The sequence below is a fragment of the Actinoplanes sp. NPDC049265 genome, from assembly GCF_043197135.1.
GTDB lineage: Bacteria > Actinomycetota > Actinomycetes > Mycobacteriales > Micromonosporaceae > Actinoplanes.
In genome coordinates, this window is record NZ_JBICSP010000002.1 from 57,424 (window position 1) to 82,431 (window position 25,008).

Annotated in this window: 25 protein-coding genes; 11 read left to right on the top strand and 14 right to left on the bottom strand. The window is 70.6% G+C overall.

Annotation, left to right across the window (positions count from 1 at the left end; genetic code table 11):
- Positions 1-101: 101 nt before the first annotated feature.
- Positions 102-692, top strand: coding sequence for a DNA-binding response regulator (locus ACGFIO_RS06050; protein ID WP_392822700.1), 591 nt, complete (start codon positions 102-104; stop codon positions 690-692).
- Positions 693-702: 10 nt separating this feature from the next.
- Here ACGFIO_RS06050 and ACGFIO_RS06055 read toward each other — a convergent pair whose 3' ends face one another.
- From ACGFIO_RS06055 to ACGFIO_RS06080, 6 genes are all read right to left on the bottom strand, one after another.
- A complete protein-coding gene (locus ACGFIO_RS06055) occupies positions 703-1,929 on the bottom strand; it encodes an adenylosuccinate synthetase (RefSeq protein WP_392824332.1) in 1,227 nt (408 codons plus the stop codon).
- Positions 1,930-2,117: 188 nt separating this feature from the next.
- Positions 2,118-3,047, bottom strand: coding sequence for a hypothetical protein (locus ACGFIO_RS06060; protein WP_392822702.1), 930 nt, complete (start codon positions 3,045-3,047; stop codon positions 2,118-2,120).
- Between the two features lie 2 nt (positions 3,048-3,049).
- On the bottom strand, positions 3,050-4,273 hold the full coding sequence (locus ACGFIO_RS06065; RefSeq protein WP_392822704.1) for a hypothetical protein: 1,224 nt from the start codon (positions 4,271-4,273) through the stop codon (positions 3,050-3,052).
- The gene (locus ACGFIO_RS06070; RefSeq protein ID WP_392822706.1) at positions 4,270-4,590 is read right to left on the bottom strand and encodes a hypothetical protein; all 321 of its coding nucleotides are present in this window, start codon (positions 4,588-4,590) and stop codon (positions 4,270-4,272) included. The genes ACGFIO_RS06065 and ACGFIO_RS06070 overlap by 4 nt, the downstream gene beginning before the upstream one ends.
- Positions 4,587-5,324 (bottom strand): NUDIX domain-containing protein, encoded by a 738-nt coding sequence (locus ACGFIO_RS06075; protein ID WP_392822708.1) that lies wholly within the window; start codon positions 5,322-5,324, stop codon positions 4,587-4,589. Before ACGFIO_RS06075 ends, ACGFIO_RS06070 begins: the two co-directional genes overlap by 4 nt.
- Before the next feature lie 242 nt (positions 5,325-5,566).
- On the bottom strand, positions 5,567-5,857 hold the full coding sequence (locus ACGFIO_RS06080) for a DUF1540 domain-containing protein (protein ID WP_392822710.1): 291 nt from the start codon (positions 5,855-5,857) through the stop codon (positions 5,567-5,569).
- A gap of 305 nt (positions 5,858-6,162) precedes the next feature.
- On the opposite strand from ACGFIO_RS06080, the gene ACGFIO_RS06085 reads away from it, so the two are divergent.
- Together ACGFIO_RS06085 and ACGFIO_RS06090 are read left to right on the top strand one after the other, a co-directional pair.
- On the top strand, positions 6,163-7,092 hold the full coding sequence (locus ACGFIO_RS06085; RefSeq protein ID WP_392822713.1) for a glycoside hydrolase family 26 protein: 930 nt from the start codon (positions 6,163-6,165) through the stop codon (positions 7,090-7,092).
- Between the two features lie 137 nt (positions 7,093-7,229).
- The gene (locus tag ACGFIO_RS06090) at positions 7,230-8,444 is read left to right on the top strand and encodes an IPT/TIG domain-containing protein (RefSeq protein WP_392822715.1); all 1,215 of its coding nucleotides are present in this window, start codon (positions 7,230-7,232) and stop codon (positions 8,442-8,444) included.
- Positions 8,445-8,505: 61 nt separating this feature from the next.
- Here the strand turns inward: ACGFIO_RS06090 and ACGFIO_RS06095 are convergent, their stop codons facing one another.
- The gene (locus ACGFIO_RS06095) at positions 8,506-9,183 is read right to left on the bottom strand and encodes a hypothetical protein (protein ID WP_392822717.1); all 678 of its coding nucleotides are present in this window, start codon (positions 9,181-9,183) and stop codon (positions 8,506-8,508) included.
- Positions 9,184-9,324: 141 nt separating this feature from the next.
- Here ACGFIO_RS06095 and ACGFIO_RS06100 point away from each other — a divergent pair, with 141 nt between their 5' ends.
- From ACGFIO_RS06100 to ACGFIO_RS06110, 3 genes are read left to right on the top strand one after another with little or no spacing between them, the layout of a single operon-like run.
- Complete coding sequence (locus ACGFIO_RS06100; protein WP_392822719.1) at positions 9,325-11,049, top strand: S8 family serine peptidase; 1,725 nt, start codon at positions 9,325-9,327, stop codon at positions 11,047-11,049.
- A 30-nt stretch (positions 11,050-11,079) separates the two neighbouring features.
- Positions 11,080-12,006: an aldo/keto reductase gene (locus ACGFIO_RS06105; RefSeq protein ID WP_392822721.1), complete on the top strand. Its 927-nt coding sequence runs from the start codon at positions 11,080-11,082 to the stop codon at positions 12,004-12,006.
- Positions 12,003-12,836, top strand: a complete 834-nt coding sequence (locus tag ACGFIO_RS06110; RefSeq protein ID WP_392822723.1) for a patatin-like phospholipase family protein — start codon at positions 12,003-12,005, stop codon at positions 12,834-12,836. The genes ACGFIO_RS06105 and ACGFIO_RS06110 overlap by 4 nt, the downstream gene beginning before the upstream one ends.
- Here ACGFIO_RS06110 and ACGFIO_RS06115 read toward each other — a convergent pair.
- Positions 12,833-12,991 carry a hypothetical protein gene (locus ACGFIO_RS06115; protein WP_392822725.1) on the bottom strand — a complete coding sequence of 53 codons (159 nt, stop codon included), beginning with the start codon at positions 12,989-12,991 and terminating at the stop codon, positions 12,833-12,835. The genes ACGFIO_RS06110 and ACGFIO_RS06115 overlap by 4 nt on opposite strands.
- A gap of 293 nt (positions 12,992-13,284) precedes the next feature.
- Between ACGFIO_RS06115 and ACGFIO_RS06120 the strand changes: the two genes are divergently transcribed.
- Together ACGFIO_RS06120 and ACGFIO_RS06125 are read left to right on the top strand one after the other, a co-directional pair.
- Positions 13,285-13,884 (top strand): sulfite oxidase-like oxidoreductase, encoded by a 600-nt coding sequence (locus tag ACGFIO_RS06120; protein ID WP_392822728.1) that lies wholly within the window; start codon positions 13,285-13,287, stop codon positions 13,882-13,884.
- A complete protein-coding gene (locus tag ACGFIO_RS06125) occupies positions 13,854-14,612 on the top strand; it encodes a ferredoxin reductase (protein WP_392822730.1) in 759 nt (252 codons plus the stop codon). The genes ACGFIO_RS06120 and ACGFIO_RS06125 overlap by 31 nt, the downstream gene beginning before the upstream one ends.
- 267 nt (positions 14,613-14,879) lie before the next feature.
- On the opposite strand, the gene ACGFIO_RS06130 is transcribed toward ACGFIO_RS06125, so the two are convergent.
- Entirely contained in the window at positions 14,880-15,671 is a 792-nt protein-coding gene (locus tag ACGFIO_RS06130; protein WP_392822733.1) for an SGNH/GDSL hydrolase family protein, read from the bottom strand.
- A 155-nt stretch (positions 15,672-15,826) separates the two neighbouring features.
- On the opposite strand from ACGFIO_RS06130, the gene ACGFIO_RS06135 reads away from it, so the two are divergent.
- Together ACGFIO_RS06135 and ACGFIO_RS06140 are read left to right on the top strand one after the other, a co-directional pair.
- On the top strand, positions 15,827-16,210 hold the full coding sequence (locus ACGFIO_RS06135; protein ID WP_392822736.1) for a hypothetical protein: 384 nt from the start codon (positions 15,827-15,829) through the stop codon (positions 16,208-16,210).
- A gap of 9 nt (positions 16,211-16,219) precedes the next feature.
- Positions 16,220-17,335 carry a flavin-containing monooxygenase gene (locus tag ACGFIO_RS06140; protein WP_392822738.1) on the top strand — a complete coding sequence of 372 codons (1,116 nt, stop codon included), beginning with the start codon at positions 16,220-16,222 and terminating at the stop codon, positions 17,333-17,335.
- Between the two features lie 270 nt (positions 17,336-17,605).
- Here ACGFIO_RS06140 and tuf read toward each other — a convergent pair whose 3' ends face one another.
- The 3 genes from tuf to ACGFIO_RS06155 all read right to left on the bottom strand — a co-directional run bounded on the left by tuf (position 17,606) and on the right by ACGFIO_RS06155 (position 21,786).
- Positions 17,606-18,796: an elongation factor Tu gene (tuf, locus tag ACGFIO_RS06145; protein WP_392822740.1), complete on the bottom strand. Its 1,191-nt coding sequence runs from the start codon at positions 18,794-18,796 to the stop codon at positions 17,606-17,608.
- A 387-nt stretch (positions 18,797-19,183) separates the two neighbouring features.
- Positions 19,184-19,960, bottom strand: a complete 777-nt coding sequence (locus ACGFIO_RS06150) for a L,D-transpeptidase (protein WP_392822742.1) — start codon at positions 19,958-19,960, stop codon at positions 19,184-19,186.
- A 26-nt stretch (positions 19,961-19,986) separates the two neighbouring features.
- Complete coding sequence (locus tag ACGFIO_RS06155; protein WP_392822744.1) at positions 19,987-21,786, bottom strand: serine/threonine protein kinase; 1,800 nt, start codon at positions 21,784-21,786, stop codon at positions 19,987-19,989.
- Between the two features lie 214 nt (positions 21,787-22,000).
- Between ACGFIO_RS06155 and ACGFIO_RS06160 the strand changes: the two genes are divergently transcribed.
- Positions 22,001-24,043: a response regulator gene (locus tag ACGFIO_RS06160; RefSeq protein WP_392822746.1), complete on the top strand. Its 2,043-nt coding sequence runs from the start codon at positions 22,001-22,003 to the stop codon at positions 24,041-24,043.
- On the opposite strand, the gene ACGFIO_RS06165 is transcribed toward ACGFIO_RS06160, so the two are convergent.
- Entirely contained in the window at positions 23,979-24,422 is a 444-nt protein-coding gene (locus ACGFIO_RS06165; protein ID WP_392822748.1) for a roadblock/LC7 domain-containing protein, read from the bottom strand. The genes ACGFIO_RS06160 and ACGFIO_RS06165 overlap by 65 nt on opposite strands.
- Positions 24,423-24,450: 28 nt before the next feature.
- Positions 24,451-24,993 carry a hypothetical protein gene (locus tag ACGFIO_RS06170; protein ID WP_392822750.1) on the bottom strand — a complete coding sequence of 181 codons (543 nt, stop codon included), beginning with the start codon at positions 24,991-24,993 and terminating at the stop codon, positions 24,451-24,453.
- Between the last annotated feature and the right edge of the window lie 15 nt (positions 24,994-25,008).

Below are 25,008 nucleotides of genomic sequence, written 5' to 3' on the forward strand. Positions count from 1 at the left end.
CGCGGCCAGCCGGAGACTCGGACGCCAAACCGGAGACGGGCCTGGTGGACACCGGTCAACAGCCTCGGTCGACGGGCGTGGCGACGCAACCCGGTCAAAGAATGATCAGACTCCTGCTCGCCGACGACGAGGTGCTGATCCGCGGGGCGATGGCCGCCCTGCTCGACCTCGAGGAAGACCTCGTCGTCGTTGCTCAGGCGGCCGACGGTGAGACCGCGGTCGCGCTGGCCGAGCGGCTTCAGCCGGACCTCGCTGTTCTGGATCTCGAAATGCCGCCTGGTGACGGGATCGCCGCGGCCGCCCGACTGGCCATGCCGGTCGTCCTTGTCACTCGGCATGCGCGGCCGGGCATCTTGCGGCGGGCGCTCAGTGCCGGAGTTCGAGGGTTCGTGCCGAAGACCACGCCGGCCGAACGGCTCGCCGCGATCATTCGGGAGGTGCACGGCGGGCGGCGTTATGTGGATCAGGACTTCGCTTCCTTCGCGCTCAGCGAGCGGCCGTGTCCGTTGACAGATCGCGAAATGGATGTGCTGCGCGTGACGCGGCAAGGCTTGTCGATCAAGGGGATCGCGACGGTCGTTCATTTGACGCCGGGCACGGTTCGGAACTACCTGTCGAGCGCAATCACGAAGCTCGCTGTCGCCGATCGCCACGCCGCCGCTCAGGCGGCGTGGGAGCAGGGCTGGATCTAGACATGGCGAATCAACAACGCAACTTCTTGTCATTGGTGGCCGGGCCATGAGACTCGACCAGCACGGGAGCGCCGAGTACTTCGCTGATCTCGGCCGGCCAGTTCTCGGGGGTGTGGAGGTCGCCCGGACGGGCACGATTCAGGAGCGCGGTCAAGGCGGACTGATATCCGAGGTCCTGCGGTGGGCCGGGGACTACCCGCCGCCACGGCTGATCGTCGTCCACTGTGTAAGAGGTGCACATCTTCATGGCCGGGGTGACGCGGTCCAGGTGGGTGATCGCGAGGCCGTCCAGTCCGCCCGCCACCTCTGCCGCGTATCGGTGCGCCACGGCGTCGAAGTGACCGATGCGAAAGGATCCTTGCCACTCGTCCACGGCGTTGTGCGGCTCGGGGAGGTCCAGGTCGGTGGTCTCGGTGACCAGCGGGCCGGCGCCGTGGCGGGTGGTGTAGGTGCGGACGACGCCGAGGCGGATGAACGAGTCGCACAGGGCCGCCACGTTGTCGAAGGTGGTGGTCGACCAGGTGGTATAGGGGTGCCAGCCGCGCCATTCGTCGAGCAGCACGCCCTGGGCGCCTTCGAAGACACAGGGGCCCTCGTTCAGCAACTTGGCGACGTGGGAGCCGTCCACGATCGACACTGCCCGGCCGAAGGCGAGGAAGGCATCCACCACCGCGTGCAGTGGCGGTGCCGGGAGGGGTCCGTATTGCTCGGTGAGGACGGCGCGGACCTGGGCCAGGCGAGTACGCAGGCGGGACGGAGAGCGGACGTCGCCCACACGCGGGGCGGACGGGTGCTGCAGTGCGTACTCCATAGTTTGGCCGACACCCAACCCGCACGAGCCGTGGCGGCCGTCGCCTCGGCGCTGTTCGCGAAGCTGGTTGGCCGCGCGGTGCCACGGGGTCGCAAGCAGCGCGTCCTCGTCCACCGTGAGCAGGTGGTACGGGTTGCCGAGAGCGGACGCCTCGGCCGAAAGAGCCAGCGGGTCCACCACCATGAAGCGGGTGAGGTGCGTCGGCACACCCTGCAGAGTGCCCGCGCCGAACTGGGCGAAGGTGTGGTGCCGGCCCGATGCGGTGATCACGTTGTGGGCGGCCTGCGCTCCCCCGTTGAAGCGCAGGACCGCCCGGCGGGCCGTGGCGCACAGGGCGTCCACCACCGTCCCCTTGCCGGCGTCGCCATAGCCCAGATCAACGACGGCGACATGCTCGGCGCCGGCCGCTCGACGAGGTGCGACCAGTGCCGGGCGCCCAGACGACGACCTGCCCGAGTGGCGCGAACCATCCGATGGCGCCGGGCCGGCCAACGCTGCAGCGGGCTGAAGCGGCCCGACGGACGCCGCTGGGCTGGACGACAACGCGGCCGGCCGGAAGGGCTCGACCTGGGTCGGGCAACCGGACGGCGGCGTTGCCGGGTCGCGGGGCGATGTCACAGCCGGATGTTCCCGGCTGAGGTTGGCAGTTGGCGGCGTAGTGGGGCCAGCGCCTTGCCGACCGTGGTGGTGGCGGTCGAGCCGTATTCGACGAGGTCCGCCAGGCCGGCGTCCAGGTCGATGGTGTCCTCGCCCATGCCGACAGTGAGGGCGATGGTCTCGCAGACGGCGTCCAGGTCGTCGAGCTCGATGACGTTCTGGCCGAGCAGATCCCGCCACCGCGTCAGGACCTCCCGGTCGCCGCCCCAGCCGGCCGCGGTGGGCAGCAGGTAGTAGACGTCGAACGTCTGCTGCAGCTCGGCGAGCATCGTTTCGGTGCGGATCGGCTCGGTCAGGTTGTCGCCGATCCGGGCGCGGACCTCCTTCGGCTTCACTGCCGGGTAGGGCATCTCGTCGCCGATCAGAAACAGGTAGCCACGACGTCCACGCGTGAGCATCGAGTCGAGGGAGGTATGCCGGGCCATGAAATACATCGCCAGTTCGTAGGACTCCATCTTCTGACCGCCGCCACCGCCCTCGAGGACGATGCGGGCCAGGTCGTCGTCCATGCGGTTGTCCGACTCGAACTGGCCGATCTGCAGGGGAACTCGGTCGCAGGTTGCGTCGCCTACCGCGCCGAAGAGGAGGTGCGGGTCGGTGGCATAACCCTTGCGGGTCAGCAAGCCGAGCAGCTGGGGCAGCTTTGTCTGCAGCACGCGCGGGACGCCGCCCATCGAGCCGGTGACGTCGAAGAGGACCGCGATCGGGGTGCTTTGCGGGTGTTCGTCGCTGTCGCGGCTCTCCCGGTGAGTCACGCCCTTCGGGTCCAGGGCGGGGTGGGCTGCGCGGGCTCCGCTGTCGCTGTAGGAGAAGGCGCTCGTTCCAGTGGCCGCGCGGTAGTTGCGCGCGGCGTCGTACACGTCGGTGGACCAACGTCCACTGCCCATGATCAGGCTCCTTTCAGGAGAGTGAATGGCCGGAACTTTCGGGGGCCGAAGCAGGCGAAGAGCACTTCGTCGAGCTCGGCCAGCAACGCCCAGGCGTCTTGGGGACGCATCTGGGGCGCGTCGTAGAGGCAGCCGTCCAAGAAGCGCGCGATCGGTGCCGGCGACTGCCGGATCAGTCGTCGCATCAGGACGGTCGCCAGATAGATGTCAGTGGCGGGGGTAGCCGGCTGCTTCGACGGGACCTCGGGCGGATAGTCGGCGCGGTGCTGGCCGACCAGCGCGGTCAGCGGCGTGCCGGTCGCCACCGAATAACACCAGTCGACCAGCACCACGCCGTGCTCAGCGGGATGGATCAGCACGTGCGGCGGCAGCACGGCACCGTGCACCACGCCGGAACGATGCGCCCAGCCGAGGGCGGTCAGCAGGCGTCGCCATATCCACGCCGCGTCGCGCGGGTCGATGCCGTCGGGTCGCAGCCGCAAGACGTCGGACAGGGTGACGAAGCCCTCCAGTCGCTCCAGCACGTTCACCCGCTTGCGGCCATCGCGCACCGACTCGATGAGACGCGGCGCATAGGCGCGGTAACGAGGGTCGCCTTCGGTCCACAGTGTTCTGAGAGCCGCGGCCTCGGCGGTCATCAGGTCGTTGTCGCCGACCAGGCGCGGCGCCTTGCGCAGCGTGCGGCCACCGTCGAGCGGTGTCAGATCCGCGATGTCGCCGCACAGGCCGCCCGGGAAAGCGCCGTCCGGCCCGCCGGGGACACCGCCACTCGACCCACCCGGGACACCACCACTCGACCCACCCGGGACACCACCACTCGACCCACCCGGGACACCACCACTCGACCCACCCGCGAAGCCGCCGCCTGGGGCGCCGGGAAAACGGCCGCTCGAAGCGCCGGAGAAACCGCCGCGCGGGGCACCGGAAAAGCCGCCGGCCGAGACGTCGGAAAAGCCGCTGCCCGGGACGGCGGAGGAACTGCCGGTTGGTCGAGACGCCGACCAGAGGGACGAGAGCTTTGCGAAGGCTTCCGTCGCATGGGCGGACTCCGTTGGTGGTGCGACGTCTGGGTGCACGATTTTCGAGAGCATGCGGTAGGTCTCGACAGGCTCACCAAGGATGACTCCGCTGCTGACGGAAGCCGACGTGGGGTGGGCGGACGGACGGACGAGATCATCGAAGGTTCGCGCACGGGTGATTGCGGTGATCGCCTCTTCGAAAGTCACTGTGGGCCCCGCTCGAAGAACGGTAAGAACGGTAAGAACGGTAAGAACGGCGAAGACAGCGAGAACAACGACAAGAGCGACAGGAGCGAGGACAACGAGAGCAGCGAGGACAACGAAAGCGACGAGAGGAGCGACAGGGGCGAGACGAGCGACAGGGTCAACAGGACCGAGAGGAACGACAGGGGCGAAAGGAACGACAGGGGCGAAAGGAACGACAGGGGCGAAAGGAACGACAGGGGCGAAAGGAACGACAGGGGCGAAAGGAACGACAGGGGCGGAGGCGACGAGAACAGGGACAGCGATCGCGGCGGGGTCATCGGACTGTGTCCTCGCGGGTTGGCCTCAGCAAGGCTGGGTGTAGGAGGTGGGCGTCGCCTGGGCGGTAGAGACGGGCCTTGGGGCCACCCCGTTCGCCGCCTCGGGAAGCGGTGGTGCCGGTGCTCTCGACGAAGCCGGGGACGGAAAGGACCTTGCGGTGGAAGTTGCCGGCGTGGAGATCTTCGCCCCAGACCGCGGCGTACACCGCTCTCAGCTCGGTCATCGTGAACTCCGGAGGGAGGAACGCGGTGGCCAGCGGGGTGTACTCGAGCTTCGAACGGGCCCGGTCCAGGGCGTCGGCCAGGATGTGGGCGTGGTCGAAGGCCAGCTCCGTCACCTCGTCGACCGGGACCCAGAAGGCGCCGGACGCGTCGCCGCCCGCTCTGGGGTCGGGCAGGCTGGGGGCGAAAGCCAGGTAGGCCACGGACACCACGCGCATGCGCGGGTCGCGCTGGGGGGTGCCGTACGTGCGCAGCTGCTCCAGGTGCACGGCCGCGGGCATGGCGGCGCCGGTCTCCTCGGCCAGTTCGCGTAGCGCCGCGGCGTCGAGGGTCTCCTCGCGGACGAAACCGCCGGGGAGGGCCCGCCAGCCGGCATACGGCGACTCGCCCCGCTCGACCAGCAGCACACACAGCCGGCCGGCCCGGATGGTCAGCGCGACCACATCCACCGTCACGGCTACCGGCGTGAAGGCACTTGGGTCGTACGCCGCCAGGAACTCCTCGTCCGTCACCGCTTGCCCCTCGGTTGTTCTCGGCTTGAGTATTTCTTGATCTGAGAACAACCTAGCGGCCATGAGGGCGACGGTCAAGAGGCCCGGACGGACGGCAGAAGTAGACGGGCGGTCGAGAATGCCTCGGCCGTTGGGATTGATCTTGACCCGAGAACAGGGCCAGGAAAAGGGGCAACAATTAGCCGCGCAAAAGATTAGGCCCGCCTTCACCGAGGGAAGGCGGGCCTAACGTTGAATGAGCCTTACCTGGCCTCGAAAGTGAGGCAGTCGGCCTGATCGGTCGCGCTGCCGACGGTGATCGCCGGGGCCTGGCACTCGAGGTTGCTGTTGTGCTTGCACTCGGACCGCTTGCAGGCGCCGACCTGGGCCATGAGCTGCCCGATCCCGCCCTGCAGATCGGAGTCGACATACGTGTCGCACTCCGAGTTGCGGCGGCCGATGGTGATCGCGAACGCGGTGCATCCGTCGTGGTTGTAGCCGCAGCCGCTCACCGTGCACTGCGACACCCGCGGCATTTCCATCATCTGCGTCATGGCGTGGGCCTCCTCATTCTCATCGCATCTGCGACCCACGATAATGCAATCGACGACGATTCGCGCGGCACGCGCGCGGCCATTTCAACAATCAAATGTCTAAGGTTAGGCTGCAATTACTCGTACTTAGGTGAGGCAAACCGGAGGATCCCCGTATGTCACGCGCACGGCTCGCCACCGCCCTGCTGGCGGTGCTCGTCGCCATGGGCGGCTGCACAAAAGCCACGGAGACACCGGCTGCCGACAAAGCCACGGAAAGCCCAGCGGACGCAACAACGGACGCAAGAGCGGAACAGAAGGCGAGCGTGTTGCTCGCGGCCCCGCGTACCCCTGGGATCTGGCCTGGACCGAACGGCCTGTCCGGCGTGAACGGCGATCCGACCTTCGACACCGCGCACGTCGAGGCATTCTGCACCGAGCGCGGGCGGCCATGCAAGATCGCCCAGACCTACACCGACCGCAGCAGCTACGCGGCGATGACCAGCGGTACGGGCTGGACGTTCGAGTTCTTCGACGACTTCCCGGGGGCGCTTGTGGTGTCACAGGGGCTGGTGCCGACGGGCGGCGAGGCCGAGCTGCCGAAGTGCGCGGCCGGCCAGTACGACGAGCAGTGGCGCGACTTCGGCAATCTCATGGTCCAGCACAGGCGCGGCGACTCGATCGTGCGGCTGGGCTGGGAGATGCAGGAGAAGACGATGCCCTGGCGGGCGACCGACACGAGTGCGTACGTCGGCTGCTACCGGCGGGCGGCCGACAACATCCGGGCGACCAACCCGGACGTGATCCTGGACTGGTCGATCAACGCGCACAGCTCGCCGGCGGGGCTGTGCGGCGGAGTGAGCACCAACTGCTACCCGGGCGACGGCTACGTCGACATCGTCGGGATCGACAACTACGACCACTTCCCGTGGAGCCCGACCAAGGCCGCGTTCGACCGGACGGCGGCGCGGCCGGAGGGACTGACCTGGCTGTACGACTTCGCCCGCAAGCACGGCAAGCCGTTCTCGGTCGGCGAGTGGGGCGTGGTGCCGACCGGCGACGCCGGCCGGGAGAACCCGGATTACATCACCTGGATGCACGAGTGGTTCGCGGCGCACGCCGAGCATCTGGCCTACGAGGCGTACTTCTCCGACTGCGGCGAGGGCGGCGTACAGAGCAGTCTGTTCCGTGACGACGCCCAGTGCGTGAAGAACCCGAGGTCAGCTGCCACGTACCGAACGCTGTGGGCGCAGTGAGTCCATCGAAATTGCTCGTTACTGGCAAACCGCTGTAAAAACCACATTACGCTCCGTGCGAGAGGGCCCGTTGTGTCGACATGCGCGGGCCACACACCCAGCCCAGACGGTTCGCAGAGACCGTAGGAGGACCTCGCATGCGTAAGTCCGAAACAGGCACCGGCGCCCGGTTGCTCAAAGCCGGTATCGCGACCGCGGCGGCGGCCGCGGTCGTCGCAGGTGCGGCAACACCCGCCTTCGCGGCGACGGTGCCCATGACGCTCAGCGCGATCACGGGCCCGTCCGGCGGCCTGAACACCCTGCTCGGCAAGACGGCGACAGCGGTATTCACGACCGTACCGGCCGTCAACTTCGTGGTCGGCGCGACGTGCCCGGCCACCTTCACCGCACCGGCCGCGGTCACGGCCACGGCCGGCACCGTCCGGGCCACGGCCGGCACGGTGAAGAAGCTGTCCACCACCCAGATCTCCATCACGGTGCCCGCCGGCGTGGCCCTGCCCGCGAGCACGTCGTCGTTGAAGTGGAACGTCTGCGCCTACAGCGGGACGACAGTGGCTTCGGCCGCCGGCGTCACGCCCGTCGTCGTCGGTAGCCCGCTGGTCGCCAACGCGACCTACACGATCGCGGCCAAGCCGGTACTCGCGGCGAGCAACGTGGTCACACCGGCCACCGGACCGGCCCTGGGCGGCACCTCGGTCACCGTCACCGGTGACGGCACCTACAAGTTCCCGACGACCGGCGTCACCGCCACCATCGGGGGCGAGCCGCTGACGGCGATCGTGGTGTCCTCGGACCAGCTCTCCTTCACCGCCACGACGCCGGCCCACGGGGCGGCGACCAACCAGACGCTGGCCGTCACCACCTCCGGCGGCACGGTGACGAAGGCGGGCGCGTTCGCGTTCACCAACAACCTCAACGTCACGCCGAACACCTCGCCCGGCAACCAGTCCGTCGACGTTCTGGTCGAGGGTTCGGGCGTCGGCGACGCGTTCGCCACCTGGTCGGCACCGGCCAGTTCGGACACCGACGACCCGCACATCTACCTGGTCCAAGGTGCGTACAACCCGACGGCCAACTCGACCAACAAGACGCTCGGACCGATCGCCGACGCTTCCGGGATCACCTACATCGGCCCGAACCAGGTGCTCGCCACCTTCAACCTCGCCAACAGCGTGGCGGTGGACGGCACGGCCGCGGCCGGCACCCCGGTTCCGGACGGTGCCTACACGGTGACCTGGGTGACCAACGGCAAGATCGCCGTACAGCCGGGTGGGGCCAACGTCGACCCGCTCAAGCCGTACAGCAAGTCGATCGTGACCAGCGGCTCGACCTTCACGGTCGCTGACTACTGATCCGTCACCACGGCAAGGAGGAACGGCCCGGAGCGAGCTCCGGGCCGTTCCTCCTTGCCGGTCAGCCCAACCGGTTCCACTGCTTGTCGAGAGCCGCGACGCTCGCCGTCCGCGACGGCCGGCCGGCCGGGTTGGTGGCGACCGTGTACACGCTGCGTCCGGCGCTGGTCCGCCAGCACACCAGCAATGCCGGCTTCTCGGCCGGCTCCATCGTGGCGCTGAACCGGAACGTCTGCGAGCACCTGGCCGAGCCGGTGGGCTCACCGTCGTCGGCCACCCATCCGAGCTCCCGATAACCGGCCAGGTTCTTGCGCGCCGACATGACCCGGAGAGTCTGGCGACCGTTCACCACCCGGGTCTCGGTCACGTCAGCCGCGGTGACGGAGCGGTCGGCGGCGGTCCGCGGAAGCTGCCGCTGGATCTCCACGCCACGTTCCCGGCCGGCGTCCTGGGCCGCCTTGACACGGTCGGCGGTGGTTCTCTCGGCCGGTGCGGGCGACGGCGTCGGCGACGACGGGGCGGTCGTACCAGACTTGGCCGGGGTCGTGGTCGCCGGGGACGGGCCGGCCGGCGAAGGCTCCGGCGCGCCCTCCGACGACGCCTCCGCGGCCGGGGGCAGAGAGGTCACCGTGGGCTTGTCGTCGTTGGCCAGGTGATCGGTCACCACGTAGGCGCCGGCGCCCAGGGCGGCCAGGCCCACGATCCCGACGATCGCCTGCTTGCGGCGTGCGTGCGTCATCAAACTGATCCTCTCCTGACGAACGGCGGAACCCACATGCTCCCAAGAATCGGGACATAGCGGACCAGAACTCAAAAGACCTACGGTTCCCTCCCGGCCGGCCGATCGGACATCTCGTTGCCAGGCCAAGGGGAGGTTCACATGGGTCGGAAGCACTACGGTCTCGGACTCGGAGCGCTCGGTGTCGCAGCCGCTCTGGTCGCTCCGAGCGCGGCCATGGCGGCGGAACCGCCGCTGCCCGTCGCCGTCGCCAAGTCGATCCCGGCCAAGGTGAGCAAGGCCAGCCCCGTACGCATCACGCGTACCACCAAGGACCGCTCCGGCCGGCCCACCTTCACCACCCGTACCGCGACCAGCCGGGCCGAGGCCGAGCGGCTGATCCGCGCCTCGGGCACCGGCACGGCTGAGGTGGACCAGCCGATCCGTGCGCTGGACGCCGACACGTACCAGAGCCTGCTGTGGGCCCTGCCCAAGATCAAAGCTACCGACGCGTGGCCCACCTCGACCGGCTCCGGCGTGACCGTGGCCGTGCTCGACACCGGCGTCTCGGCCAGTCACCCGGACCTGGCCGGCCAGGTCCTGACCGGCTACAACGCGTTCACCGACACCACCGGGACCAGCTCCGACGCGCACGGGCACGGCACCCACGTGGCCGGCACCATCGCCGCGCTGGCCAACAACGGCCAGGGCGTGGCCGGCGTGGCCCCGAACGTGAAGATCCTCCCGGTCAAGGTGCTCGCCGACAACGGCGGCGGCACGTCGGTCTCGGCCTCGGCCGGCATGGTCTGGGCGGCCGATCACGGCGCCCAGGTGATCAGCATGTCGCTCGGTGGTGCCGGTTCCTCGCAGGCCTACCAGGCCGCGATCGACTACGCGCGGTCCAGGAACGTCGTGGTCATCGCCGCCGCCGGCAACGAACGCACGAACGGCAGCCCGGTCATGTACCCGGGCGCGGCGCCGGGCGTGGTCGCGGTGGCCGCCACCGACAACAACGACAGCGTGGCGTACTTCTCCAACGCCGGCAGCTACGTCGACGTGGCCGCGCCCGGCGTGAACATCTACAGCACAGTCCCGGGCGACGGGTACGCGTACAAGAGCGGCACCTCGATGGCCACCCCGCACGTCGCCGCCGTGGCCGCGCTGCTCCTGGCCAAGAACCCGGCGCTCACCCCGGACCAGGTCGAGCAGGCGATGGAGAGCAGCGCCAAGGACCTCGGCACCGCGGGCAAGGACAACGACTACGGGTACGGCCGGGTCGACGCGGTCGCCGCCCTCGCCGCCGTCTCCAGCGGCGGCGGAACCACCCCGCCGCCCCCGCCCCCGGCCCCGGCCCCGGCCGGCGCTTCGATCACCTCCGACGCCACCGACGAGCAGGTGCTCTTCAACACCAAGGTCGACACCAAGTTCACGGTGACCATCGACGGCGCCACGGCCGCCAAGCGAACCATTCAGCTCTGCACCGCCGACAAGGGCGCCGCCGAGAAGTGCAAGAACGGCACCACCAAGGCCGACGGCACCTACACGTTCACCCGCAAGGTGACCTTCCCGTACACCGTGCGCCTGAGCGTGCCGGCGACCCGGAAGAGCACCGTCACCGGCACCTCCGGGACGTACACGTACACGGTGCGGTCCGAGGTTTCGCTGGCCGTCCGCAAGAACTCGCTGGTGGTCAGCCTGACCGGCGCGAACAAGCAGGTCAACGTGCTGCAGCGGTCGGCCGACGGGATCACCTGGGAAACCGACCGCACCTTCAAGGCGGCCACGAAGTCGACCCTCACCAAGGTGGCCGCCGGATACCAGTACCAGGTGGTCGTGCCCGACACCGCGCTGGTGGCCGGGTCGACCAGCAACGCCGTGCAGATGTAGATCGGCCGGCCACGTCGTACCGTGTCGACCATGATGGCGAAGCGTCCCCTGGGCGCCACCGGGATCGAGGTCAGCACGGTCGGGCTGGGAGCGTGGCAGCTGGGCCGCTCGGCCGAGTGGCCCAGCGGTCCGGAACCGGAGGAGGCGGCCCGCATCGTGCGGGCCGCCTTCGACGTCGGTGTGACGTTCATCGACACCGCGCCGGCCTACGCGGGCGGGCAGAGCGAGCTGAACGTCGGCCGGGCGCTGGCCGGTGTCCCCCGCGACCGGTTCGTGCTGTGCACCAAGGTCGGCCGGCGGCCGGACGGCAGCGCCGACTGGGCACCGGAGGCGATCGAGGCGTCGGTCGTCGGCAGCGCCGGGCGTCTCGGGGTCGAGCACATCGACGTCGTGGTCCTGCACAGCCCGCCGGCCGAGGTTCTGGACAGCCCGGCCCACTACCAGGCGCTGCGCGCGCTGAAGGACAAAGGGCTGATCCGGGCGTACGGGGCCTCGGTCGACCACGGCCACGAGATCGAGGCGGCGGCCGAGGCCGAGGTGCTCGAGGTACGCCTGTCCGCGCTCTACCAGGAGCCTCTGCCGGCCCTGGAGAAGGCGGGTACCGGCGCGATCATCAAGGTGCCGCTGGAGTCGGGCTGGCTGTCCGGCGCGTACGACGAGGACTCCCGCTTCGACGACGTACGGGCCCGCTGGTCGCCGGCCGACGTGGCGCTGCGGGCGTCCCTGGCCGGCGAGTTCCGGGCGCTGCTGCCGGACGGCGTGGACGTGACCGAGGGGGCTTTGCGCTTCCTGCTGGCCCTCGACCCGGTCAGCACGGTCATCCCCGGCACCCGGTCGCTGTCCCACCTGGAGGCGAGCGTGGCCGCGGCCGCCCGGGGCCCGCTCGATCCGGCCACCGTGGACGCCGTCCTCGCCTGGTATCAGGACCGGCTCGGCGAGCAGGCCCTGCGGTGGTGAGCGACGAGCGGCGCGCGGTCGTCCTCGGCGGTGGCGGCGTCACCGGCGTGGCCTGGGAGATCGGGATGATCCACGGGCTCGCCGAGCGGGGCGTGGACCTGTCCCGGGCCGACCTGTTCGTCGGCACGTCGGCCGGGTCGGTGGTGTCGGCCCAGATCACCGCCGGTGTCCCACTCGACCAGCTGTACGCCCTCGAACTCGCCGACACCTCGGGCGACCGCAACGCCCGGATCAGCCGGGGCGTCATCCTGCGTTTCGCCGTCGCCGGTCTCCTGCCCGGCGCCCGCGGCCGGGCCTGGCTGGGCCGGGCGGCACTGCGGGCGCGGACCGTCCCCGAGGCCGAACGGCGCGCCGCCATCGCCAGCCGGGTGACGTCGGAGGTGTGGCCGGGCGCCCGGCTGCGGATCCCGGCCGTGGCCGCCGCCACCGGGCAGGTGGTGGTCTTCGACAACGACAGCGGTGTCCCGCTGGTCGACGCGGTCGCCGCCAGCTGCGCGGTGCCGCTGGTCTGGCCGCCGATGACCGTCGCCGGCACCCGCTACATCGACGGCGGCATGCGCTCGATCGCCAACGTGGACCTGGCCACCGGCTACGGCCGGGTGGTCGTGCTGGCCCCGGCCAACCTGTCGGTGCGGCGGTCGACCCGGCCCTCGGCGCAGACGGCGGCGCTGGCCGAGGGCGTACGCCGGATCTGTGTGCAACCGAGCGCGACCGCCCTCGACGCGATCGGCGACAACCCGCTCAGCCCCGAACGGCGCGCGGCGGCCGCCGAAGCCGGCCACGCCCAGTCGGCCGAGGCGGTCGACGCCGTCCGCGCGGTCTGGGGCTAAAAGGACTCGAGCGGCTCGCGCGACTTGATCAGCTCCTGGATGCGGTCGGTCACGTCCCAGACGTTCACGTTCATGCCGGCCAGCACCCGCCCCTCGAACGTCCAGAACGCGACGAACTCCCGGGCGGCAGAGCCGGCCGGCGACGGCGTGGCCATCAGGATCCCCGAGCGGCGTGACGACCTGATCGCCGGCCGAGGCGCCGGACGTCACCGCGTACCGCCAAGGAGGCCGGCACCGCGTCACCGAGCTCGACACCCTGGGTTTCCAGCCCCGCGCCGACGGCGACCTGATCGTGCTGGACGCCTACCCGTTCCACGCCCTGGCGGCCCGGCACGGCACCCTGATCTGCGGCATCGGTGGCGTTCCGGCGCGGCGTCACCGAGGGAAGCGACCGGCATCACGCGATACCGTCTCCCCACCGGGGCGGCTGTTGCGTAGCGTTGCGCCCATGAGCATCATCTCGACCGGCTTCGGCGGCCGGCGACGCTCCTCGCGCCCCGAGCTGCCGCCCGGGCAATACCTCACCACCGATTTCCCGGTGCTGTCGGCCGGCCCGACGCCGCGCGTCCCGCTCGACCGGTGGAAGTTCACGATCACCACCGAGTCCGGCGGCCGGCACGAGTGGAGTTGGACCGAGTTCACCAAGCTGCCCGCCGAGGACGTGACAACCGACATCCACTGCGTCACCAAGTGGTCCAAACTGGGCACCACCTGGCGCGGCGTCTCCCTCGACACCCTGTTCGAGCAGGTCGAGACCGCCGCCGACTTCACGATGGTCCACGGGTACGGCGGCTACACCACCAACGTGCCGATGCAAGACCTGGTCGACGGGCAGGCGTGGATCGCGTACGAGTTCGACGGCGAACCCCTCGCCTCCGAGCACGGCGGCCCCGCCCGGCTGATCGTCCCGCACCTGTACTTCTGGAAGTCGGCGAAGTGGGTCAACGGCATCGAGATGCTGCACGACGACGAGCCCGGCTTCTGGGAGGAGGCCGGCTACCACATGTACGGGGACCCATGGCGCGAGCAGCGATACCAGGGCGACTGACCTGGCGGGTGGCCACGGTCGCCGAGATCCGCGACGAGACCGCCACCGCCCGGACCCTCGCGCTCGACATCCCCGGCTGGCCCGGCCACCTGCCCGGCCAGCATCTCAACGTCCGCCTGACCGCCCCCGACGGCTACCAGGCGCAGCGCGACTACTCGATCGGCTCGGCCTGGCCCGCCCCCAGCCCCGACCCTGCTTCCGGCCCCGACTTTGGCTCCGGCTCCGGCTCCGGCTCCGGCTTTGTCGAGCTGACCGTGCAGCGGGTCGACGACGGCGAGGTCTCCGACTACCTGACCACCGGTGTCGCGCCCGGCGACCAGCTGGAGTTGCGCGGCCCGATCGGCGGCTGGTTCGTCTGGCGCCCGGCGTCGACGGCGCCGGTGCTGCTGGTGGCCGGCGGCTCCGGCATGGTGCCATTGATGTCGATGATCAGGGCCCGGCGCCGCCAGCCGTTCCGCCTGATCTACTCGGCGCGGACCCCGGAGGACGTGCTCTACCGCACCGAACTGGCCCGGCAGAAACCCGGCCTCGACATCCACTACGTCTACACCCGGGTGCCGCCGGCCCGCCGGATCAGCGTGGCGACGCTCAACACACACGGCTGGCCCCCCGACTTCGAACCGGACTGCTTCGTCTGCGGCCCGACCGGCTTCGTCGAGGCGGCGGCCGACATGCTGGTCGCCCTCGGCCACGACCCGCGCCGCGTCAAAACCGAACGCTTCGGCTGAGCCAGATCAAATCCGAGATCAAGAGCCGGTCGTAGCCGGGTGGGTGGCCCAGACCGCAGCTCCCGCCGAGGGTCGCTCCGCTCCACCTGCGTAAATGGTCACCCCCCGCCAACCGCCTCCCGCCCTCTCAACACCCCCGCCCACACGCCCCCCGTGCGCCCGCGCACCGCCACACCCCCGGATCTGAGCCCGGAACGGGCGGCACAGGCCGGACCACCGACCGGCTCGCCGGCCGGGCGAGCACGTGCTGTGCCCGTACCCGGCGAATTAAAGGGCTTTGACCAGGGCGTCCAGGTATCCGAGGCGGTAGCCGTCGGCGGTGGGGTGGAACGAGTCGGTCGGCGGGAGGGCGACCAGGCCGTGGATCCAGTTGGCGGGGGCGCAGATGCCGTGGCCGGCGAACTCGTCGGTTACGTCGACAAAGGTGAGTCCGGCGGCCTCGGCGCGGTCCTCGATGAGGGCGTTGAGCTCGGCGTTGGCGGCGTTGATGGCCCGGCGCTTGGGGATGCTCATGCCGGCGAATCCGCAGGTGGGGGCGTTGACGTCGAACAGGATGGGGTAGCCGAGGACGTATACGCCGGCGTGGGGGGCGTGGCGTTTGATGGCGCGGTAGGTGGCGTCGAGTTTGGCCGGCAGTTCCTCGCGGACGGTGACGGCCGCGTTGTCGACGACCGCCTGGCAGGCGGCGTCGCTGACCACCGTGCAGCTGATCACCGTGGGGGCGAAGCCGGCGTCGTTGCCGCCGATGGTGACCGTGACCAGGTCGGTCTTGCCGCTCAGGCCGATCAGCTGGGTGGCCCGCAGGGTGTCGGTGGTGGCGCCGCCGCAGGCTACGGAACGGTAGGAGTGCGGGTCGTTGGCGGCGGCCCAGAGCCCGGGGTAGCCCTTGGGGCTGCGCAGGCAGAGCCCGGTCGGGCCGGGGGCGCCGACGCCGGACGAGTACGAGTCACCCATCGCGACGTAGTCGACGGTGCTGGTGGCGGCCAGGGCGGGGGTGGCGACGGCCAGGGTGAGGAGGGACGAGGTGACGAGAGTTCCCAGGACGGTGGAGAGCCTCATCGATGACCTCCGCTGAGGTGAGGGGGTTACCCGACGGTAGGTCAAGGATTTAACAAAAGAAACATGGTGTTTTAACTATTACTTCGGAGTAACGTGTATCGATGTCTTAGCCGGCGTTCAGGCACCGCACAGCGATGAGAGCTACTTTCGTCGGCATGGAACAGGAGCAGGCCGAGCGGATCGTCACCGTGCTGCGGGCACGGAACGTCTTCGCGCACGTCAAACTGCCGCACGCCGGCATCACGCAGTACGGCATCCGGGTCGTACTGCCCGACGGCCGCGAGGCGGTCTGGGACAACGACGGCACCGCGGGGCTCGAGGCGCAGGTGATGCGCGACGGCGTCCTGGTCGGCTTCGTCCCGTCCATACCGGGTTCGGAAAACTTCTCCGACGAGCAGATCACCGAGGCGATCGCGGGCGCCGACTACGACCAGCCGATCGGCCGGTCCCGTCCGGCCACCCCGCGACCGGGCCCCGGGCCGGCGGCGCGACCGCGGACCATCGGCGAGCGTTTGCGGGGAACCCTCCGAAACTTCTAGAAAGGTCACGTGAACAACGTGACTGTGCTCGGCGCCGGTGCCGCCGGACTGGCCGTGGCGGCCCAGCTGAAGGCGCGCGGCGCCGACCCCGTCGTCCTCGAACGCGGCGACGGGGTGGCCGCCAGCTGGCGTGGCCGCTACGACCGGCTCAAGCTGCACACCACCCGGCGGCTGTCCGGGTTGCCCGGATTCCCCATACCGCGTGGGTACGGCCGCTGGGTCAAGCGCGACGACCTGGTGCGCTATCTGGCCGCGTACGCCGAGAAGTTCGACCTCGACGTCCGCACCGGCACCACGGTCACGAAGATCCAGCCCGGTGACCGCTGGTCGCTGAAGCTCGACGACGGCAGCGAGCACACCACCCGGACCCTGATCGTCGCGACCGGCAACCTGCACACGCCGCTGATCCCGGACTGGCCCGGCCGCGAGACCTGGCCCGGCACGCTGATCCATTCGGCCGGGTACCGCAACGCCGAGCCCTTCCGCGGCCAGGACGTCCTGGTCGCCGGCCCCGGCAACAGCGGCGCTGAGATCGCGAGCGACCTGGCCGCCGGCGGCGCCGCCTCGGTCCGCCTGGCCATCCGCACCCCGCCGCACATCGTCCGCCGTGCCGTCCTCGGCTGGCCCGCCCAGCTCAACGGCGTGCTCATGGGCGGCCTGCCCGAGCCGCTGTTCAACCGGATCGCCGCCCAGCTGATCAAGGTCGAGGTGCCCGACCTGCGCCCGTACGGCATCGCCCGCCCGGCCAAGGGCCTCAAGACTCGCTTCCGCACCGAACGCTACGTCCCCCTGCAGGACGTCGGCATCGTCAGGGACGTCCTCGCCCGGCGGGTGCTCCCGGTGGCCGCGGTGACCGCCTTCGACGGGCCGTCGGTCCGCCTGGCCGACGGCACCAGCCTGCGCCCGGACACGGTGATCGCGGCCACCGGCTACGGCACCGGGCTGCGCGAACTGTTCGACGATCCGGCGTTGCTCGACGAGGCCGGGCGCCCGCACATCCACGGTGGTGCGCCGGCGCGGCCCGGCCTGTTCTTCGCGGGTTACGACGTCAAGCTGGGCGGCATGCTGCGCCAGGCCGCGATCGAGTCACGCCGGGTGGCGCGGGCCGCACTTCAAAACCTTTGACGGGTACGAGCACAGCACGTGCTCGCCGAGCCGGCGAGCAGGTGGGTGGTCCGGCCCGTGCCGCCCGTTCCGGGCTGAGATCGGTGGTACAGCGCTTCCCAGCCGCCGCCCGAAACCGGCCGGTGGCCCGCGCGCCTCCGCCCACCATCGCCAAGCACGGCTCCGCTGACGGGTCGGACGCAATGGTGCAAGGGTGGTCGGGCCGGCCCGCGGCGGAACGGACAGCGGCCCGGGTCCACAAGGACCCGGGCCGCGGCGAGAGGACCAGCGTCAGTCGAGGATCTCGGTGACCGTGCCGGCGGCGACCGTGCGGCCACCCTCGCGGACGGCGAAGCCGAGGCCCGCCTCCATCGCGATCTCCTTACCGAGGTGAACGGTCACGGTGCCGGAGTCGCCGGGCAGCATCATCTCGATGCCGTCGGCGAGTTCGATCGCGCCGGACACGTCGGTGGTGCGGAAGTAGAACTGCGGCCGATAGTTCGCCACGAACGGCGTGTGGCGGCCGCCTTCCTCCTTCGTCAGGGCGTACAGGTTGGCGCGGAACGCCCGGTGCGGCGTCACCGAGCCGGGCACCGCGACCACCTGGCCACGCTGCACCTGCTCACGGCGTACGCCGCGAAGCAGCACGGCCGCGTTGTCGCCGGCCTCGGCGGTGGGCAGCGACTTGCCGAACGTCTCGAGCCCGGTCGCCACCGTGGCGACCGTCGGCCCGAGACCGACCACCTCGACCGGCTCGCCGACCCGCAGGACACCGCGCTCGATCTTGCCGGTGACCACGGTGCCGCGGCCGCTGATGGTGAGCACGTTCTCGATCGGCATCAGGAACGGCTCCCCCAGCGCGCGCTCGGGCACCGGCACGTAGCTGTCGACCGCGTCGAGCAGGTCCATGATGGACCGCTCCCACACCGGGTCGCCTTCGAGGGCCTTGAGCGCGCTGACCCGGACCACCGGCACCTCGTCGCCGGGGAACCCGTACTCGGACAGCAGCTCGCGGACCTCGAGCTCGACCAGGTCGAGCAACTCGGCGTCGGGGGCGGCGTCGGCCTTGTTGAGCGCGACGACCAGCCACGGCACGCCGACCCGCTGGGCCAGCAGCACATGCTCACGCGTCTGCGGCATCGACCCGTCCTGCGCCGACACCACCAGGATCGCGCCGTCCACCTGGGCGGCACCGGTGATCATGTTCTTCACGTAGTCGGCGTGCCCCGGCATGTCGACGTGCGCGTAGTGCCGGCCGGCGGTCTCGTACTCGACGTGGGCGATGTTGATCGTGATGCCCCGCTGGGCCTCCTCCGGCGCCTTGTCGATGCCCTCGAACGCCACGAACCGGTTGGTTGCCGGGTCGCGGTCGGCCAGGACCTTGGTGATCGCGGCGGTCAGGGTGGTCTTCCCGTGGTCGACGTGTCCCATCGTGCCGATGTTCAGGTGTGGCTTGGTGCGTACGAACTGGCTCTTGGCCATGGAAATGTGTCCTCACTGGATGCGAGAAACCGACAGGCATTCTTTGGTACGCGGTGACGGGTGCCAACCCCGCCTGCGTCAGAACCGAGCAGCGCTCAGCGACCCGTCCCCGGGTTCTGCTGGCGCTGGGGACGGGTCAGATTCGCGTATCGGCGAGATCGCACGCGGGAGCGGCCGCGAAGAGCGGCAGCTGCAGACCGGGCGCGAACATGGTGATCACGGTAGGCCAGAACGCACGGAGTATCGACCGTATTTCCGCGGCCGGTCACGCGGCATCCGCCCGGCCGCGCCGCCCCCGAGGCGAGGCGGGGCGGCGCGAGAGAAGGCGGGGCGGCGTCAAAGCAGCGCGGCGCGAGGGGTGGCGGCGCGAGGCGGGGTGGGGTGGGGTCAGGCGCCGTTGATGTGGGCCAACGGGGCCATGACGATGCGTGGCTTCTTGGCCGGGTCGAGCCACTTGAGCACGTTGATCATGTCGGCGCGGGCGAGGGAGACGCAACCGGCGGTTGAGCCGCTGCCGTTGACATGCAGGAAGATCGCGGAGCCGCGGCGGACGTCGACCGGCTTGCTGGTGATGTGCTCGCTGTAGGTGGTGTTCCAGGTGAGCGAGCCGGCGGCGGGGCGGTTGAAGTCTATGACGGCGGCGTACGCGTACTGGGTGGGGTAGTCGGCCAGGCGCTCGGCCTGGCTGGTGCGCCACGTGCGCTTGGCCGAGGCCGAGGGCTGGAAGATGTTGTACGTCTTCGGGTCCTTGTTGTCGCCGACCCAGTAGTCGTTGCTGTCGGCGCGGCGGTACGAGACCTTCGTCCCGGGATTGGCCTGCAGGCCGAAGGCGGTGGTGATCGCGTACGTGCCGGCCGGTGTGGTGCCGGTGTCCTGGATGCGCGAGTTGCCCCAGGCCCAGCCGGCGTAGCCGTTGCGGGCGGGCATGGCCGGGAAGCGTTCGGTCCAGCGGCCGTCGGTCCCGAGCTGGTAGGTGCGCAGCGTCGCGTAGGTGGAGGTGGTCGACTGCCCGGTGACCACGATCAGCTGCTTCGCGTCACCGACGTGGGCCAGCCGGGTGGGGTGGTAGGTGGGCGCCCCAGCGGCGAAGGCCTGCTGGGTGACGGCCACACCGGCGGCGCCGAGCACGGCCGCGGCGGCGATCACCACGAGTGACTTCTTCATCGCCGCGCACTGTATCGCGGGCCGGCTCAGAACGTGAAGGCTTCTCCCGAGGCTGACCCGTTGTTCATTTTGCCCTCGCGGGAGAACGACCATGCGACGCGGACGGTGTAGGTGTGGCCCCGGCTGGCGGCGACGGTCCGCGGCCCGCACTCCTGCGTGGTGTCGTCCCTGGTGAATTCCAGGTTCGAGCAGGTGTACGGGCCCGCGACGGTGCGCCCGCTCTCGACCAGGGCGACCGAGATGCTGCCGTACCCGCCGGACGCCGCGGTCACCGAGCCGGACATCTGCACCGCCTTGCCGACCGACTGGCACGGCTTGATCGCCAGCGGGTTGCTCATGTCGAACGAGAAGACCTGCCGGCAGTTCCACGGCCCGTACGGGCGGGCTTCCGGTTGCGGCTTGCGGGTGGCCGCGGGCTTGGCCGTCGTCGACGGGCGGACCGGGTCGCCGGGCTCGTCCTCGGCCGCCGGCGAGGTCGCCTTCCGGGCCCGGGGCGGGGCGGGCGGGGCGGAGGTCTCCCGCGCGACCGGCGTGGACGGCGCGGGGCTGGGCCGCTGGAACGCCACGGACGGCACCGAGGCGGACACGGGGATGTCCGCCGCCGACGCCCCGGAGCGGGTGACGTGCCAGGCGGTGGTGGCCACGCCCGAGGCCAGCATGGTGCCGACCAGCACGGTCAGCACCGTCCCGGGCCGCCGCCACCGCCAGCTGGCCGCCTTGTTGAGCGGCCGCTTCGGTACGCGTGGCTCCGGCACCAGGCTGAGCCGGGGCAGGTCGAAAGGCGACGGCGAAGCGGCCGGCGGAAGGGCGGGCAGGTCGAAGGGCGACGGCGAAGCGGCCGGCGGAAGGGCGGCCGGGTCGAAGGGCGACGGCGAAGCGGCCGGGGGACGGGAGGGCAGGTCGGGGGCGGCTGAAGTGGGGGCCGGAAGTTTGGGCGCGCCGGCGACCGCGCGGGCGACGTCGGCCAACTCGGCGACCAGTTCCTCGGAGGTCGGGCGCAGCCGCGGCTTCTGCTCAAGGCAGGATCCGATCACCGCCCAGACCTGGTCGGGGAGGCCGTCGGGGCGTTCGGGGCCGCCGGCCAGGTGCCGCTGCATCAGCTCGTGCACCGAGTCGCCGCTGTACGGCGGCCGGCCGGTGACCATCTCGTAGAGCGTGATGCCGAGCGCGTAGATGTCGGCGGCGGGGCTGGCCGGCGCGCCGTGGAACGCCTCCGGCGACATGTAGTGCGGGGTGCCGACGACCGCGTTCGGCGTGGTGATGGACGGCATGTTGAGCACCCGGGCGATGCCGAAGTCGGTCAGCCGGGTCTCCAGCCGGCCGTCCTCGGTCTGCAGCAGGATGTTGTCCGGTTTGAGGTCGCGGTGGATCACGTTGAGGCCGTGCGCCTCGGCCAGGGCGGCGGCGAGCTGACCGGCCAGCCGGGCGGCCTCGCCGGCCGCGATGGTGTGGTGTTCGCGCAGGTGGTCGCGGAGGCTGCCGCCGGGCACCAGGTCCATCACCAGGCCGAGCGACTCGCCCACGCTGAACAGGTCGCGGACCCGCACGACGTTGCGGTGCCGCAGCATCATCAGGATGGTTCGCTCCTGTACGAAGCGGGTGACCAGTTTGGGCTGGCGCAGCAGGCTCTCGTGCAGCAGTTTGACCGCGACCGGCTGGCCGGAGGACCGGTCGACGCCGCGCCAGACCGTGCCCGTGGCCCCTTGGCCCAGGGGCCGGACCAGGATGTACGAGCTGCCGACGCACCGTCCGCTCAGATCCAGCGTCGACGCGCCGTACCCGGATACGCCCGGCGCGCTGCTGCTGCTCGTACGATCCTGGTCCACCCGAAAGGTTCCTTTCCGTCGCCTTTTCGCCCAGAGATCCTGCTGTTTGTCCGGATCACTTCTCAACCTGACATGCCGGAGTTCGCACGTGGCGGACGAGACCTACCGCACCCGTCACCGTCGGCGGCTGTGACTCGTTCGGCCGAATGGTTGCTTTCCGCCCGAACCGCCCGCGCCTGGTCGTGGTTGCCCCGATCATGTCCGCATGGGTGTCATGGCTTATCCGCTTCGGTACGCGCTCGCCGACCTCGCCCTGGCCTTGAGCCGGGCCGCCGAGGACGCCGCCGAGGTGCGGTCCATCGCCGCCCGGGCCGCGGCCGACATGATCGGCGACGGCGCCGGCATCCAACTGCTCGGCGACGACGGCCGGTACGACGCGATCACCTTCCATCACCCCGACGTGGAACGCTCGGCCGCCCTGCGGCAGGCGCTGGACCTGCGCGGCCGGCTGCCCGAGGACGACTTCTCGACCACGCTGGCGGCCAGCCGCCGGCCGGTGGTGCTGGCCGCGGACGGGCGGGAGCCGCTCCCGCAGTTCTCGACCGGTGTGCACGCCGCCGTGCTGTGCCCGGTGATCGTGGACAACACGTACGCCGGCTATCTGATCCTGACCCGCGGTGAGGTGGGCTCGTTCTATGCCGCGGCCGAGGTCGAGCTGGCCCGGGACATCGCCGGCGAGCTGTGCCTGGCGCTGAGCTCGGCCCGGGCCCGCGAGCGGCTCAAGGCGACTGAGGAGAAGTACCGCCGGGTCCTGGAGACGATCCCCGAGGGCGTGCTCCAGCTCGACACCGAGGGCGTGGCGACGTACGCCAACGAGCCGATGGGCGTGGTCCTCGGCCTGCCGCGGCACCAGCTGGTCGGCATGCCGCTGCGGGGCTTCCTGGACGGCATGGGTCAGAAGGAGCTCAGCCGCCGGCTGGCCGAGTGCAAGGCGGGCCGGTCGACCGTCGGGGCCACCCGGTTGATCCGGGCCGACGGGTCGCACCGCAGCGTACGGGTGAGCATGATGCCCTTGCCGGACGAGCACGGGACCTACGCCGGCGTCGTCTGCATGGTCACCGACACCACCGACCACATCGACGCCCGCGGTCTCAAGCGGCAACTCGACCACCTGCGCCGGCTGGACAGCCTGGGCCAGCTCATCGGCGGCATCTCGCACGACTTCAACAACCTGCTGACCGTGGTGGCCGGGTCAGCCGACATGATCGCGACCACCACCGCCGAGGGGTCACCCCAGCACCAGATGGCCAAGGACATCATGGCCGCGGTGAACACCGGGCGCAGCCTGACGCATCAGCTGCTCGCCTTCGGGCGTACCGAGGGCAACCGGCCGGAGATCATCCCCATCCCGGACCTGCTCACCGACGTGCAGAGCCTGTTCTCCCGCACGCTGGGCGAGCACATCGGGCTCGACCTGGCCTTCGGGCCGGACGTCTGGCCGATCCGGGCCGAGCGCGGGCCGCTGGAGCAGGCGCTGGTCAACCTGGCCGCCAACGCGCGGGACGCGATGCTGCGCGGCGGCATGCTGCGGGTGGCCGCGACCAACGAGGTGGTGCAGCCGGGGCAGCTGGCCGAGGGCGCGCCGACCGGCAAGCTGGTGCACATCGTGGTCACCGACACCGGCGTAGGGATGAGCGACGAGACCAAGCGGCGGGCGTTGGAGCCGTTCTTCACCACCCGGCCCACCGCGGCCGGGCTGGGCCTGGCCACCACGGCCGGCATCGTGCAGGGCATCGGCGGGCACATCGAGCTGGAGTCCGAGCCGCGGATGGGCACCACCGTGCACCTGTATCTGCCCGCGGCCGAGGAACGGCCCGGCCCGGCGGTGGACCGGCAGACCACCCCCGCGGTGATCGGCCGGGTGCTGATCGTCGAGGACCAGCCCGAGGTCGCCCAGCTGGTGCAGCGCCTGATCGAGCCGGCCGGCTACACGATCACGGTGGCCACCGACGCGCTGATGGCGGTCACCCAGGTGGCCGCGGGCGAGCACCCGGACCTGCTGATCACCGACGTGGTGATGCCGGCGATGACCGGGCCGGAGCTGGCCAACGCGCTGCGTACGCACCACCCGGACCTGCCGGTGCTGTACATGTCCGGCTACACCGCGGCGTCGCTCGGCCCGCAGCTCAACCTGGACGCGAACAGCATGCTGATCGAGAAGCCGTTCACCCGGTCGACGCTGCTCGGGGCGATCAAGAGCCTGTGTGGCCCGCAGCCGGTTCGGGATACCAGTCCTCCGCGTCCTGAACCGTCCTGATCTCCAGCTGCTTGGCCAGCCGGGCGGTGGTCTGCCGCGCCTCCAGGTGCAGGCGGGCGATGTTCAGGCCATCGTCGCCGATCACGGCCAGCAGGGCGAGCTCGCCGACCGCGTACACGGCCATGTAGCCCTTCTGGTTGCGGATCGTGCACTCGTGGAAGCCGCCCTGGTGCAGGGCGCCGCCACAGGTGCGGCTGATCCCGTGCGCCCCGGCGGCCAGCGCCGCCAGGTCGTGCGGTTCGGCCGCGGACATCGAGTCGTGGAGGATGAGCAGGCCGTCGACGCCGGCGACCACGCACCCCTGCACGCCGGTGACCGCGTGCCGAAGGTTGGCCAGTTCGGCGCGGGCGGCCTTGAACGGGTCCTGGGGGGTCTGCACGATTGCTCCCACGATTAAAGGTGTCGGTTCAGAGCTGTTTCAGGGTTCCGATGATCCGGTCGAGCGCCGATTCGTCGTTGACGTACGGCTGCCCGACCAGCTCGAGCCAGCCCGGCGGCACGAATTCGTCCCGCTCGGCGAAGGCGGCGGCCGGCAACCCATTCCCCCGTTGTCGTTTCGGAAGAGGCTCTATCTCAACGACGGTCTCGGGTTCCGGGCCGGCCAGGTAGCGGTCGGTGATGTCCTTGAACTCGCGCCGGGCCAGCGCCAGGTTCGCCGCGCCCCGGCTGAGCGTCAGGTGCGCGACCTGCGTCCCGCCGACCTCCGGGTCGAGCACCCGGAGGACGTGGAACGCCGAGGTGGTGGTGAGCAGGATGTCGCCCATCTCATCGTCCGGATCGACCAGCCGGACCAGCGTGGCGGCCGCGCCGGCCAGCGCGCCGACGGCGACCGCGTCGTCGCCGTCGGGCTCGTGACCGCCCGCCCACCAGGACGCCGCCGCGTCCCGGATGGAGAAGACCGCCACCGAGAGAGCCCCGCCGATCTCGAGAGCCATCTCCAGCGGCTGCATGTGGGTCCGTCCGTG